Source organism: Stenotrophomonas sp. YJH_SMC_64 (genome assembly GCF_059371375.1).
On record NZ_JCAFUN010000013.1, the window covers coordinates 19,068 to 32,141 of the forward strand.

Below are 13,074 nucleotides of genomic sequence, written 5' to 3' on the forward strand. Positions count from 1 at the left end.
CGACACGGCAGCCGCATGTCCTGCTTGCCGCCGCTGACGACCGCGCTTCTAATGTCCAGCCTCGTACTCGCTGGATTGCAGCAATGACAAACGGATTTGCAAAAGACGGGCTTTCCCCCGAAGACCTTGCCTGGCGCGTGCAGGCGCGCACTGCGCTGCAGGAACGGCGCTATGCCGAACTGGATGCGTTGCTTGCTCCACATGAGCTGGCCTGGCTGCAGGGAGAGAATGCGCTGCCCGGCATCCGCTGGCGGCTGCGCAACCTGCACGACGCCACGCTGACGTTGGAAGCCCGCCTGCAACTGGCCCAGCAGTGGGCTTCGGCCGCCCCCGGCAGCTACTACGCCTGGCTTTGCCTGGGCGCCTGCTGGCAGGACGCTGCCGGCGAACTGCGCAGCGCCGACGTTGCCGCACTGGTCGAAGACAGCCAGTGGCTGGCGGCACAGCTGGCCCGCGATCATGCCGTGCACGCCTACCTGCAGGCGATACCGCTGTCGCCACGACCTGCGTTGGCGCTGGATGGCATCAAGCGCATCACCAGCTACCTGCGCGAACCGAACTGGCTGCGTGCGCTGCAGGCCGGGCAGCCCGCCGCATCCGATGACGCCGCGCTGGCCGAGCACTACCCTCAAGCCTGGCCAAAGGCATTGCAGCTGCTGTCGCGCTTCGGTACGCCGTTGCAGACGCTGCCGGATACGCTGCCCCCATTGCTGCGCGAGCGCAGCCAGGACGATTTCGACGCACCACTGGCGTACTGGATGCGCCTGGTGCTGGAGCAGCGCCCGGACGATCTGGCCACGCTGGAAGACACCCTGTACTTCCTGTACCCGCGCTGGGGCGGCAGCCATGAGGCGATGGAGAACTTCATCGAGGGTAGCTGGTGCCGTGGCCTGGAACTGGCGCAGAGCAACGCGCTGCGGTGGCACAAGGAGCAGGACTGGATGGGCGATCTGCCCCACCGTGAGGATGCCGAGGCCGTGGCCGCGCACGAGCGCGCCTACACGCAGATCCTCGACTGGCACCTGGACCGCCACCTGCGCGCGCAGGTGCTGGCCCAGCGCGCCGGGCTGCGCTACCGGCTTGGCCGCGTTGAAGACAGCGAAGGCGTCGTGCAGTGGGATCCGGACCACATGCAGGCGGTGCTTGAAGATCTGCAGCAGGCATGGACATTGGACCGCGATGTGGTCCTGCATGAGGGGCTCAGCAACCTCGAGGCCTGCACCTGGTTCGCCCATGTCGACGGTGCCGAAGCACTGTTCGCACAGGTGGTGGACTATGCCGCGCGCGAAGGCGATTCGGCGATCGGCCTGCTGTGGGCCGCCACCGCCATCGAGCATGGCCTGCTCGGCCAGGCCAGCGACCCGACACGCGCCAGTGTCCTGCTGCAGCGCGCGTTGAAGCTTGCGCAGCAGGACGACACCTCGGCGGTGACGTTCGCCGCCAATCTGTTCTGCGATGTCTCACAGGCCGCCGGCCTGTCGCTGCTGCAGCGCATGGCGGACGATGGCGACGCCGGCGCGATGTCGGCGCTGTGCGACCTGTACAAGGGCCGCCTCGGTGGCCGTGACCAACCACAGTTCGCCGATGCGGAAAAGGCCGCCTACTGGCAGGAGCGTGCGGTGGAAGGCGGCGACCTGATCGCCACCTACAACCTGGCCGTCCGTCTCGTCGCCGCAGGCGGCGCGGAGAACGAAGCGCGTGCGCGCGAGCTGTACCTGCGCTGCCTGGATGAGGCCGAGGCCGGCGAGCGCGTGTGGGGCCCAACCTGCCGCAACCTGGCCTGCCTGGCATTCGATGGCCGGAACGACGCGCACAAGCGCGAAGCGGTCGAACGCGCCTTGATTCCGCTGTGGTGGCGCGGCGACGACGACGACAAGCTGTGGGCTGCCGGCTATCTGGCCGACATCTACCACTTCGGTAACGGCGTCCCGGCCAATGCATTCCTCGCCCTGAGCTGGCTGCAGCGTGCCAGCGAGATCGATCCGGAGTATGTGGACGTGGTACGCATGGCACCGCTGATCAACGGCGAAGGCCGCTGGTTCGGTGCCAGCCGCGCACGCAAGCAGCAGGAACAGGACCGGCAGCAGGTGGACAGCGCCACTTGGGCCCTGACCTTCGGCCAGCGCAGCCAGGACAGCAACCTCACTGCAGTCTGAAGCAACGAAAAGGGCGGCCCGGATCACCGGGCCGCCCTTTGCATTCCAGCAGTGCGATGGCGGGATGCCCCGCCATCGCGACAGCGCATTACCAGTTCATGTTCAGCGAGACACCCACGGTGCGCGGCTCGTTGTAGACCGCGGCCATGTAGTTCTCGATCACACCCTTGAGGTTCTTCTCGTTGGTGATGTTGCGCGCGAACAGCGCCACTTCGTAGGCACCGTAGTTGCCCGAGTAGCCGATCTTCAGGCCACCCTCGAAGTCACCCTTGGAGTTGAACTCCTTGCTGTCGTACAGCACGAAGCTGGTGTAACCCTGCTTGTTCCAGTCGGTGGACACGAACATGGTGCCCGCGTCGCTGACCGGGAAGTCGTAGCGGGCGGCCAGGTTGACGTTGTACTTCGGCGCGTTCGGCAGCGGGTTGCCGTCGATCTGGGCGAAGGTGTTGGCACCGACCTTGATGGTCGGGTCATTCACCGTGCACACCACCTGGCCGTTGAGGCCGCAGACCTGCGCATACACGCGCTTGTCCTTGATCTCGCTGTGCAGCAGGCTCAGGCCGGCGCTCAGGGTCAGGTTCGGGATCGGGCGCAGCTCCATGTCCGCTTCGAAACCGTAGGCCTTGGCCTTGTCGGCGTTGAACAGCACGCCATTGCCGTCCGAATCGTTGCCGTTGAGCTGGATGTCGTTGACGGTGTAGGTGAACGCGGTGGCGTTCAGGCGCAGGCGGTTGTCCCACAGGCTGCTCTTCACGCCCGCTTCCCAGGACAGGATCGTCTCGGAATCGGCGGTGGTGAAATCGGCATTGAACACCGCCGAACGGCCCTGGATGGTCGGGCCACGGAAGCCACGCGCGACCTTGGCGTAGACGCTCACGTCCGGCGTGATCTGGTACATCGCGCTCAGATCCCAGCTCGGGGTGGTGTCGGACATCCTGACGTCGCTGCGGCCCTTGTAGGTGACCACGCCGGCGGCAGTGTCAGCGGTCTTCAGCAGGCGGGTGTGCTTTTCGTCCTTGGTCTGGCGCAGGCCGGCGGTGACGGTGAACTTGTCGGTGAAGGCGTAGCTGATCTGGCCGAAACCGGCCCACGAGGTGTTCTTGTTGCGCAGGCGCACCCAATTGTTCGGGTTGCGGGCCGCGCCCTGCAGGAACCACGCGCGCTGGTAGAAGTCGGTGGTGTCGCTGCCGTTGAAGTAGAACGCACCGGCCTGCCACTGCAGGGCGCTGTCATCATGGCTGGCCAGGCGGAATTCCTGGGTCCACTGGTCCAGGTCACGGATGCGGCCCATCGACTGGCCGTAACCGTTCGGCACGCCGTTCACCGGGAAGTTCACTGCGGCGCCGCCGTCGGTGTCGCCGCGGCTGTAGCCGGAGGTGGTTTCGTAGGCGGTGATCGAGGTGAAGTCGATCGCGCCGAAGTCGTAACGCGCCTTCACCGAGCCGCCGTAGGTCTTGTAGGCCTGCGGGTTGTTGTCGGCTTCGTCGTAGGCGACCTTGTCACGCGGCACGTCGGTCTTGTTCGAGCCCTTGGTCAGCGCACCGCGCAGGAACAGGGTCGAGGTGCCCTCGTAATCACGGGCGTGGGCCGAGGCCAGGATCGAGAACTGGTCGCTCGGGGTCAGCAGCAGCTGCGCGCGTACGTTGCGGTCATCGAAGCCGCCCATGGCGTTCTTCTTCGGGCTGACCGTGCCGTCGGCGCTCGGGCCCTTGTAGGTGTTGTCGACGTAGTCGTCGCGGTGCTGGTACAGGGCCGACACGCGGAACGAGGCGATGTCGTTGATCGGGCCGCCGAAGCCGCCGTCGATCGACACGCTGTTATAGGTCGCATAGCTGGCACTGACGCGGCCGGTGTAATCCTGGGTCGGCTTCAGGGTGTCGAACTTGACGATGCCGGCGGTGGTGTTGCGGCCGAACAGCGAACCCTGCGGGCCGCGCAGCACTTCCACCTGGTCGACGTCATAGACCGGGTTGGACTTCAGCACCACGTGCTCCAGCACCACGTCGTCCTGGATGATCGACACCGGCTGCGAGGCACCCAGGTAGAAGTCGATGTTGCCCAGGCCACGGATGTAGAAGCGCGGGAAGATGCGGCCGGTGGTGGTTTCCGCATACAGGCTCGGCACGCGGCCGGACAGCGCCAGCAGGGTGTCGTCGCCGCCGGCGGTGAAGTCGCGCATGCGCTCGCCCTGCACCACACCGACCGAGACCGGCACTTCCTGCAGGTTCTGCTCGCGGTGTTCGGCGGTCACGGTGATCGTGTCCAGCCCGGTCGGGGTCGGCGCGCTGTCCTGCGCGGCGGCACCGAAGCTGCCGACCAGGGCCAGGCCGGCACAGGCCAAGGCCAGCGGGTGGCGGCGGAAGGAAACAAGGGAAGACGACAGACCCGACAGGCGGCGGGAATCGGTATGGGAGGGCATGCAATGCTCTGAGGAGGCGTCCGTGCGGCCTGCGCGGGCCGGGCGGCAAAAAGGGGGAAAACTGCGCAAGCGGCCATTATCCCCCAAATTGTTACGATTTCGTTGCGCGACACCCGAACCCGGCGAAAAAAGCGGTTTCGGCACAGTCAGCCAGCACCGTTTGGGGTCAGATCCGTTTCCCAAGGGAGAACGGATCTGACCCCGGATCTCAGGGCAACGGGGTCAACGCGACATCGACCATCGCCAGCAGGCGCTCGCGGCTGATGCCGTCACGCGCCTGCACCGAGATGCCATGCAGCACCGTGGCGAAGTGGTCACCCAGCGCCTGCACCGCCGCGTCGTCGGCCAGCTCACCCTCGGCCTGCGCCTGCTGCAGCCGCGCGATGATCGCCGCCGTGCGCTGGCGACGATGGCTGGCCAGCCAGTCCCGCACGCCCTCGCCATCAGGCGAAACGCTGCTGGCCGAGGACACCACCAGGCAGCCGTGCGGACGCCCACGGCGGGTGTAGGTCAGCACCGCCTCGCGCAGCATGGACCCGATCGCCTCGCGCAGCGTGGCCTGCTCCAGCGCGCGCGGCGCGAAACCACCCTCGCCCTCTTCGTACAGCGCAACGGCTTCGCGGAACAGCTGCTCCTTGCTGCCGAACGCGGCGTAGATGCGTGCAGAGGCAATGCCCAGCGTTTCGACCAGTGCCGACATCGACGTGCCTTCGTAGCCGTGCTGCCAGAACAGCAGCATCGCCTTGCGCAACGCCTGGTCCCTGTCGAATTCGCGCGGTCGCCCTGCCATCTGCCTGCCTGCTCCAGTGAGACGCGCAGTGTAACGCGGGTGTTGACCATCGCGAGGGTCGCGCCTATTCTTTGTCGCCCGACAAATAATTGGAGCAACACATGCAGACCCTCAAGGGCCCCAGCCTGCACCTGGCGCAGTTCGCCGGCGACCAGGCCCCGTTCAACTCACTTGCCAGCATTGCCGAGTGGGCCGCTGGCCACGGTTTCAAGGCACTGCAGATCCCGGCCTGGGATGCACGCCTGTTCGACCTGGCCACCGCCGCCGACAGCCAGGACTACTGCGACGACATCCGCGGCACCCTGGCTGAGCACGGCCTGCAGGTCAGCGAGCTCACCACCCACATCCTCGGCCAGCTGGTGGCCGTGCATCCGGCCTACGATGAACTCTGCGATGGCTTCGCGCCGGAAGCACTGCGCGGCAACTCGAAGGCGCGCAGCGAATGGGCGCAGCAGCAACTGCACCTGGCCGCCCGTGCCTCCCGCCGGCTGGGCCTGCAGGACATGGGCACCTTCTCCGGCTCATTCGCCTGGCCCTACCTGTTCCCGTTCCCGCAGCGCCCGCCGGGCCTGATCGACGCGGCCTTCGATGAGCTGGCACGACGCTGGCGGCCGATCCTCGATACCTGCGAGGACAACGGCATCAACCTCTGCTACGAGATCCATCCCAGCGAAGACCTGCATGACGGCACCAGCTTCGAGCGCTTCTTCGAGCGCGTCGGTCAGCACCAGCGCTGCCGCATCCTGTTCGATCCCAGCCACTTCGTGCTGCAGCAGCTGGACTACCTGGAGTACCTGGACATCTACTACCCGCTGATCCGCATGTTCCACGTCAAGGATGCGGAGTTCCGCCCCAGCGGCCGCCAAGGCATCTATGGCGGGTATGCCGACTGGACCGAACGTGCAGGTCGCTTCCGCTCGCTGGGCGATGGCCAGGTCGACTTCAAGTCGATCTTCTCCAAGCTGGCCCAGTACGACTACCAGGGGTGGGCGACGCTGGAGTGGGAGTGCTGCCTGAAGGACCAGGAAGCCGGTGCACGCGAAGGCGCTGCATTCATCCGCGACCACATCATTCCGGTCACCGACAAGATCTTCGACGACTTCGCCGGTGCTCCGATCAGCACCGCGCAGATGCAGCACATGCTCGGCATCGCCTGAGCCCCCACGGAGCACTCCCCCATGACCCCTTCCCTTCCCGCTGGCGCTGCCGGCGACGACGCCCTGCGCCACCACTACCTGCGCATCGATGGCCAGCGCGTGCATTGCGTCTCCGCCGGCCACGGCGAACCGGTGCTGTTGATTCCCGGCTGGCCGCAGACCTGGTATGCCTGGCGCCATGTGCTGCACGCCCTGGCCCAGGCCGGTTTCGAAGCCATCGCGGTTGATCCGCCGGGCATCGGCGAATCTGACCGCCCTGCCCACGGCTACGACACCGGCAGTGCCGCCGCCGTCCTGCACCAGACCATGCGGGCGCTGGGCCACGAGCGCTACCAGGTGGTCGGCCATGACATCGGCATGTGGATCGCCTATGCACTGGCCAGCGACCAGCCGCAGGCGGTGCGCCAACTGGCGGTCACCGAAGCGGTGATTCCCGGCCTGGCGCCGGAACCGGGCATCTTCGCCGCACCGGCCGACAACATCTTCCTCTGGCATTTCATGTTCAACCAGGTGGCCGACCTGCCCGAGGCACTCATCAGCGGTCGCGAGCGCGCCTACCTGGAATTCATGTTCGACCGCTGGTCGTACCGCCGCGACGCGGTGGCTGCCGATACCTACATCGCCGCCTACAGCCGCCCCGGCGCACTGCGGGCCGGCTTCGCCTGGTACCGCGCGATTCCGGAAACCATCCGCCAGAACAAGGAACGTGCGCAGCGCCGGCTGGCGATGCCGGTGCTGGCCATCGGCGCCGAGCACGCCACCGCCGATGCGCCGATGCTGACCCTGCAACCGCATGCCGACAACGTGCGCGGCAGCATCGTGCCGGGCTGCGGTCACTTCATCATGGAAGAAGCGCCGCAGGCGTTCCTGGCGCAGCTGCTGCCGTTCCTGCAGGAGGCGCGCCATGCAGCTTGAACCCGCGCTGCAGCAGTTCGTCGATGCCGTCGCGGCCCATCCACTGCCGGACGACCTGCGCGAGCTGCGTGCGATCAGCGAGAGCGCGCTGCCCCAGCTGCAGGGCGCGCCGCAGCCGGTTGCGCATGTGATCGAGCATGCGGTGATCGCACGCGACGGCCACGCGTTGGAAGTGCGCCTTTACACACCGGAAGGGCTGCCCGATGGACCGGCACCGGCGTTGTTGTTCGCGCATGGCGGCGGATGGTTCCAGTGTTCGCTGGCGGTCTATGACGGCCCCTGCCGCGCGCTGGCCAATGCCAGCGGCTGCGTGATTGTCGCCGTGGGCTACCGGCTGGCGCCGGAGCATCCGTTCCCGCTGCCGCTGCACGACGTTGCCGATGCCTGGTCGTGGCTGCTGGCCAACGCGGTCAGCCTCGGACTGGACCCGCAACGGCTGGCAATCGGTGGCGACAGTGCCGGCGGCAATCTGGCAGCCGCCTGCTGCCTGCGGCTGCGCGATCTCGGCCTGCCGCAGCCACGCCACCAGTTGCTGCTGTACCCGGCACTGGATGCCGGCATGGGCAGCGACTCCTATCGCGAGTACGCCAGTGGCTACTACCTCAGCGCCGAACTGATGCAGCGTTGCTGGCAGGCCTATCTCGGTGATCCTGCCACACCGCCGGCACTGGCCTCGCCTGCCCATGCAACGGATCTGCATGGACTGGCACCAGCCTCGGTACTCAGCTGCGAGCACGACCCGCTGCGTGATGAGGCCGAACAGTACGCACGGCGGCTGCAGGCGGCAGGTGTCGACTGCACGCTCGAGCGGCTGTGCCGGGGATGATCCATGCCTGCATCCACCTGCACGCGGTCAGTGCCAGCACCGACGTGGCGGCACATTGTGCCGGCGCGCTGCTGCGCCGGGCCCTGTCCTGAACCGGTCAGGGGCGGTAGCCGACGCGGCGCGACCACCGTCCCGGCCCGGCGCTTGGCAAGCCCGGCAGGCAGCGCTACACTGAAACCCTGCCGTGGGGCCATAGCTCAGCTGGGAGAGCGCGTCGTTCGCAATGACGAGGTCAGGAGTTCGATCCTCCTTGGCTCCACCACTTTTCAGAAGAACCCGCAGATCCTCGCGATCTGCGGGTTTTTTCTTTTCCGGGTGCTGGCTCAGGCAGGCTCCTGGCCGCCATCCTTGCGCTGCGGGCTGCGCGAATGCGTATCGCGCACCTGTTGATCGCGCTGCCCCGGCCGCTGCCTGGCCACATCGTCCTGCTTCCTGTCCTGGCGGCTTTCCTGCACGCCCTGCTTCGGATCGTTCTGGCGGTTGCTGCGCACGTTCATCGAACACTCCCTCGCCGGCGGAAAGCCCGCGCTGGCGTCCACGCTAGAGACTGCCGGGTAAGCCGCAGGTCAACCTGCCGCCAACGCCGCGTGCAGCCGCGCACTCAGGTCCGCGTGATCGACACCCCACCCTCCACGCGCATCGCGGTACCGGTAACGAAACTGCTTTCATCGCTGGCCAGGAACAGCGCCGCGTTGGCGATCTCCTCCGGCTCGGCCATGCGCTTCAGTGCGTGCAGCGAGCGCACGAAGTCGCGCGCATCGCCGGTCGGTGCCGCCTGCCGGCCCATCTCGGTATCGGTGCCACCGGGCAGCAGCACGTTGCTGCGCACGCCGCGCGCACCGTATTCGGCGGCGATCACCTGGCTCAGGCCGATCAACCCGGCCTTGCTCGACGCATAGGCCGCCATGCCGGGGAAGCCCACGGTGTGGCCGACAAAAGTGCCAACAAACACCAGCGAGCCGCCGCCGCGCGCCAGCAGTGCCGGCAACTGCGCACGTGCGGCATGGAACGCGGCATCCAGATTGGTGGCCATCACCTCGCGCCAGGCGTCCACCGGGAACTCCGCTGCCGGCACGCCTGGGCCGAGCATGCCGGCATTGTTGAGCGCGATGTCCAGGCCGCCGAAGGAATGCTGGGCCAGTTCCACCAGCGCCGGGGCCGTGGCCGGATCCGCCACGTCGGCGGCATGCACCACCACCTCGCCGCCGGCGGCACGGATCTGCTCGGCCAGCGCCAGCAGTGGCTCCGGCCGCCGTGCGTTGAGCACCAGCTTCGCCCCTTCGGCGGCGAAGCGCAGCGCGCTGGCGCGGCCGATGCCGGCGCTGGCTCCGGTGATGAGGGCGATCTTATCGTTCAGGCGCATGGTGGCAGTACCGGTTGTGGAGTGGCCGCCACGATGCCGCGCCTTCGGCCTGCCAACACTCCGTTTCCGGGCCTGGCCCGTCGGTGCAGTAAACGGAGTTTCCGCAGAACCGGCACGTGCCAGAATCCGCCCATGGACAGCACCGCCTCCCCCACGACCGACGCCCGCGTCGAACGGGTCTGCCGCCATCTGCAGGCCAGCCTCGACGAACCCTCGCTGCAGGAACTGGCCGACATCGCAGGCTGCAGCCCGACCCGCCTGCATCGCCTGTTCAAGCAGGCAACCGGGCTGACCCCGAAGCAGTACGCTGCGGCACTGCGCGCCGACCGCCTGCGCACTGGGCTGCAACAGCAGGAACGCATCACCGATGCCTTCCACGATGCCGGCTTCGGTTCCAGTGGGCGCTTCTACGAGAACGCACCGAAATTGCTGGGCATGACGCCCAAGCAATGGCGCGCAGGCGGGCGCGGCGAAGTCATCCACTTCGCGCTTGCCGAAAGCTCACTGGGCAGCGTGCTGGTGGCCAGCAGTGCCACCGGCGTGGTCGCGATCCTGCTCGGCGACGATCCGGAGACGCTGCTGCAGTCATTGCAGCAACGCTTCCGCCAAGCCGAACTGGTCGGTGCCGACCAGGGCTATGAGCAACTGGTGGCACAGGTGGTAGGCCTGGTCGAGGATCCTTCGCGAGGCGCCACGCTGCCGCTGGATATCCGCGGCACCGCGTTCCAGCAACGGGTGTGGCAGGCACTGCAGCAGATTCCGCGCGGGCAGACCGCGTCGTATGCAGATGTCGCCGCGCGCATCGGCGCCCCGCGCTCGAGCCGTGCGGTTGCCCGCGCATGCGCGAGCAACCCGCTGGCGGTGGCAGTCCCCTGCCACCGCGTGGTGCGCCGCGACGGCGACCTGTCCGGCTATGCGTGGGGCGTAGCGCGCAAGCGCGAACTGCTGCGCCGGGAAAAGGCCTCGACTGCCTGAAGCAGGTGCCGACCTTGATCGGCACGCTCAGCTTCCGGTAGGTGCCGACCTTGGTCGGCACGCCGCCAAGCCCTCAATCCAGCTTCACCACCAGCTTGCCGAAGTTGCGCCCCTGCAACAGCCCAAAGAACGCCTCCGGCGCATTCTCCAGCCCTTCCACCACATCTTCGCGGTACTGGATGCGACCTTCGCGCAGCCACTGCCGCATCTCGCGTTCGAAGTCCGGCCACAGGTGGTTGAAGTCGTGCACGATGAAACCACGCACGGTCAGGCGCTGGCGCAGGATCTGGCTGAACAGTGCGGGCAACCGGTCCGGGCCGGGCTGCTCGATGCCCCGCTCGTTGTAGGTGGCGATGGTGCCGCACACTGGAATGCGGGCGAAGTCGTTGAGCAGCGGCAGCACCGCATCCAGCACGTGCCCGCCCACGTTCTCGAAATACACGTCGATGCCCGCGGGCACCGCCGCGCGCAGCTGTTCGGCAAAGTCGGCCGCACGATGATCCAGCGCCACGTCCACGCCCAGCGTCTGCAGGTAGGCACGCTTGGCTTCGCCACCGGCGATGGCGACCACGCGCGCGCCCTGCAGCTTGGCCAGCTGGGCGACGGTCGCGCCCACCGGCCCGGTCGCGGCAGCCACCACCAGCGTCTCACCCGGCTTCAAACGGGCGATTTCGTGCAGGCTGGAATAGGCGGTGAAGCCGGGCATGCCATATACCCCCAGCGCGGTACTCAACGGCAGGCCGGCCGGATCCAGCCGACGCCCCAGCGCCTTGGCCGGCAGCACCGCATGGGTCTGCCAGCCACCCGGCGCCAGCACCAACTCACCTGTGGTTACGCCCTCGGCGTTCGACTGCAGCACCTCGGCCACGGTCTGCCCTTCCATCACCGCGCCCACCGCCACCGGCGCGGCGTACGACGGGCCCTCGTCCATGCGTCCACGCATGTACGGGTCCAGCGACAGGTAGCGGTTGCGCAGCAGCACTTCGCCATCCCCCAATGCCGGCAGCGCAGCCTGTTCCAGGCGGAAGTTGGCCGCGCTTGGTGCGCCCTGCGGACGCGAGGCCAGCACGATACGGGAGGTAGCGAGGGAATCGGGCATGGTGACCGGCTCTGCTGTTGCCAGCATCAGGAAAGGAATGCCGACACTACGCTGCAACGATCGCCGGCAACGGCCATGAAAACAGCGTTCCATGGACCAGCGCGGCGCGGGTCCGGGCGCAGCCCTTGGCCTTGCAGCTTTGGCGATCGCGGCGATCTGCTGATTTCCACCGCAGACGATGATCGACTGACCACGCCCCCGTCCCACAACGGAGGATCAAGCACTTGCGAGCCCGCAGACGGCAATGTGAAGAAATCTTGGCAAAACGCTTGCCGAAGGCAGCCGACCTCCGTAATATACGCGTCCTTGGCAGCGACCTCGCTGCAACGAAACATGTGGCCGAGTAGCTCAGTTGGTAGAGCAGGGGATTGAAAATCCCCGTGTCGGCGGTTCGATTCCGTCTTCGGCCACCACTTTCGAAGGCCTGCAGAAATGCGGGTCTTTTTTTTCCGGAAACCGGGTTTGATCACGGTTGCCACACAATTTGGCCGAGTAGCTCAGTTGGTAGAGCAGGGGATTGAAAATCCCCGTGTCGGCGGTTCGATTCCGTCTTCGGCCACCATCTTCAGAGACCTGCAGAAATGCAGGTCTTTTTTTTGCGTGCGGCCTGCCATCCACGCATGGCGTGGGTCTACCTGGCGCTGGCCCCTTCCATGGCCTCGATTCATGCCGGGCCACCGCCGTCTGGTTGACGAAACATTTACACCGGTACCCGCCGCGGCACCTACGCTGCAGATTCCTGCCGGAGCCTGCCGATGCAATTGCGCCCCACCCTGCTCGCCTGCCTGCTGCTGGCCGCCGCCCCGGTGATCGCCGCCGAACCGGTGCGTGCAGTCGACACGCTGGACATCGACCGCTATGCAGGCCAATGGCACGAGATCGCTCACCTGCCGGTGTCATTCCAGAAGCAGTGCGTCAGCGAGATCACCGCCAACTACGGGCTGCGCCGCGATGGCCGCATCAGTGTCACCAATGCCTGCCGCAAAGCCGACGGAGAACGCGTGATCGCCGAAGGCGTTGCACGCCCGGTGGCTGGCCATCCCGGCCAACTGCAGGTGCGCTTCGTTCCGGACTGGCTGAGCTGGGTGCCACTGGTCTGGGCCGACTACTGGGTGCTGGCGCTGGACCCGGACTACCAGTGGGCCCTGGTTGGTGAACCGGACCGGAAATACCTGTGGATCCTCTCGCGCCTGCCGGAAATGGACCGCGCCCGGTTCGAGCAGTTGAAGGAAAAAGCCGAAGCCATGGGCTACGACCTGCGCCCGCTGCGCCTGATGGCCCCGCTTCGCGATACGCCCGCCGATTGAGCCGCAGTTCAATCCGTACGCGCACCGTGCGCCCGAAGATCCAGCGCTGCGCACGCCCCGCCGCCAT

At 67.0% G+C, this 13,074-nt stretch carries 10 protein-coding genes, 3 tRNA genes and 1 pseudogene; 9 read left to right on the forward strand and 5 right to left on the reverse strand.

Features of this window, described 5'->3' with window-relative positions; all coding sequences use genetic code 11:
* Positions 1-83: 83 nt before the first annotated feature.
* Positions 84-2,156, forward strand: coding sequence for a DUF4034 domain-containing protein (locus tag AC5P9L_RS14825; RefSeq protein WP_262101887.1), 2,073 nt, complete (start codon positions 84-86; stop codon positions 2,154-2,156).
* Between the two features lie 88 nt (positions 2,157-2,244).
* Here AC5P9L_RS14825 and AC5P9L_RS14830 read toward each other — a convergent pair whose 3' ends face one another.
* Together AC5P9L_RS14830 and AC5P9L_RS14835 are read right to left on the reverse strand one after the other, a co-directional pair.
* Positions 2,245-4,575 (reverse strand): TonB-dependent receptor, encoded by a 2,331-nt coding sequence (locus AC5P9L_RS14830; protein ID WP_262101886.1) that lies wholly within the window; start codon positions 4,573-4,575, stop codon positions 2,245-2,247.
* Positions 4,576-4,783: 208 nt separating this feature from the next.
* Positions 4,784-5,365, reverse strand: a complete 582-nt coding sequence (locus AC5P9L_RS14835) for a TetR/AcrR family transcriptional regulator (RefSeq protein WP_049437387.1) — start codon at positions 5,363-5,365, stop codon at positions 4,784-4,786.
* Between the two features lie 101 nt (positions 5,366-5,466).
* On the opposite strand from AC5P9L_RS14835, the gene AC5P9L_RS14840 reads away from it, so the two are divergent.
* The 4 genes and pseudogenes from AC5P9L_RS14840 to AC5P9L_RS14855 all read left to right on the forward strand — a co-directional run bounded on the left by AC5P9L_RS14840 (position 5,467) and on the right by AC5P9L_RS14855 (position 8,525).
* A complete protein-coding gene (locus AC5P9L_RS14840) occupies positions 5,467-6,522 on the forward strand; it encodes a sugar phosphate isomerase/epimerase family protein (RefSeq protein WP_262101885.1) in 1,056 nt (351 codons plus the stop codon).
* A gap of 21 nt (positions 6,523-6,543) precedes the next feature.
* A complete protein-coding gene (locus AC5P9L_RS14845; RefSeq protein WP_099490305.1) occupies positions 6,544-7,437 on the forward strand; it encodes an alpha/beta fold hydrolase in 894 nt (297 codons plus the stop codon).
* Positions 7,427-8,355, forward strand: a pseudogene (locus AC5P9L_RS14850) (alpha/beta hydrolase). Before AC5P9L_RS14845 ends, AC5P9L_RS14850 begins: the two are co-directional and overlap by 11 nt.
* 94 nt (positions 8,356-8,449) lie before the next feature.
* Positions 8,450-8,525, forward strand: a tRNA-Ala gene (locus tag AC5P9L_RS14855).
* A gap of 61 nt (positions 8,526-8,586) precedes the next feature.
* Here AC5P9L_RS14855 and AC5P9L_RS14860 read toward each other — a convergent pair.
* Entirely contained in the window at positions 8,587-8,760 is a 174-nt protein-coding gene (locus AC5P9L_RS14860) for a hypothetical protein (protein ID WP_181501403.1), read from the reverse strand.
* 104 nt (positions 8,761-8,864) lie between these two features.
* Positions 8,865-9,626, reverse strand: a complete 762-nt coding sequence (locus tag AC5P9L_RS14865; protein WP_099490303.1) for an SDR family oxidoreductase — start codon at positions 9,624-9,626, stop codon at positions 8,865-8,867.
* Between the two features lie 132 nt (positions 9,627-9,758).
* Between AC5P9L_RS14865 and AC5P9L_RS14870 the strand changes: the two genes are divergently transcribed.
* Positions 9,759-10,601, forward strand: coding sequence for a bifunctional transcriptional activator/DNA repair enzyme AdaA (locus tag AC5P9L_RS14870; RefSeq protein ID WP_005414045.1), 843 nt, complete (start codon positions 9,759-9,761; stop codon positions 10,599-10,601).
* Positions 10,602-10,674: 73 nt separating this feature from the next.
* On the opposite strand, the gene curA is transcribed toward AC5P9L_RS14870, so the two are convergent.
* Positions 10,675-11,700 carry an NADPH-dependent curcumin/dihydrocurcumin reductase gene (gene curA / locus AC5P9L_RS14875; RefSeq protein WP_111117833.1) on the reverse strand — a complete coding sequence of 342 codons (1,026 nt, stop codon included), beginning with the start codon at positions 11,698-11,700 and terminating at the stop codon, positions 10,675-10,677.
* A gap of 337 nt (positions 11,701-12,037) precedes the next feature.
* Here curA and AC5P9L_RS14880 point away from each other — a divergent pair.
* From AC5P9L_RS14880 to AC5P9L_RS14890, 3 genes are all read left to right on the forward strand, one after another.
* Positions 12,038-12,113, forward strand: a tRNA-Phe gene (locus AC5P9L_RS14880).
* A 73-nt stretch (positions 12,114-12,186) separates the two neighbouring features.
* Positions 12,187-12,262: transfer RNA gene (locus AC5P9L_RS14885), tRNA-Phe, on the forward strand.
* A gap of 193 nt (positions 12,263-12,455) precedes the next feature.
* Positions 12,456-13,007: a lipocalin family protein gene (locus AC5P9L_RS14890; protein WP_099480775.1), complete on the forward strand. Its 552-nt coding sequence runs from the start codon at positions 12,456-12,458 to the stop codon at positions 13,005-13,007.
* Positions 13,008-13,074 lie beyond the last annotated feature (67 nt).